Here is a 342-nt window from a genome sequence, read left to right on the forward strand (position 1 = left end):
CAAGGCGGACCTCGACGACTTCGTGGTCCATTGGAACACGAGGAGGCGCCAGGTTAAACTGAAGGGACTGACCCCGGAGGAGTTCCGGAGACAGTCCCTTGCGGCGTAGTTTTTATTTAAGCCGTCCAAGTTTTGGGGTGCAGTTCACCGGCGACGGGGGCTTTTCTTTTTTGGAAGCCATGCACGGATTCGAACCTCGGTCGAGGCGCGAGCGTAAAGAAAACGCGGAGCGTTTTTAGCGAGCGGGCGAGCGCGCCGGCAGGCGGGCGAAGCCGGTGCGGATCCGCGAAGCGGATGCGCGGAATCCTATACGCCGCACCAATCGAACTTGAAGCCTCCGGC

2 protein-coding genes are annotated in these 342 nt (G+C 60.5%); one reads left to right on the forward strand and one right to left on the reverse strand.

Annotated features, from left to right (window positions below):
- Positions 1–109 (forward strand): IS3 family transposase (locus ACTQ1E_RS08925; protein ID WP_154518613.1); only part of this gene is annotated, 109 nt, incomplete at its 5' end.
- Positions 110–116: 7 nt separating this feature from the next.
- Here ACTQ1E_RS08925 and ACTQ1E_RS08930 read toward each other — a convergent pair.
- On the reverse strand, positions 117–342 hold a 226-nt coding region (locus ACTQ1E_RS08930; protein ID WP_441565910.1), incomplete at its 5' end, for a hypothetical protein.

This window comes from Collinsella sp. LCP21S3_C7, assembly GCF_052118485.1.
Classification (GTDB): domain Bacteria; phylum Actinomycetota; class Coriobacteriia; order Coriobacteriales; family Coriobacteriaceae; genus Collinsella.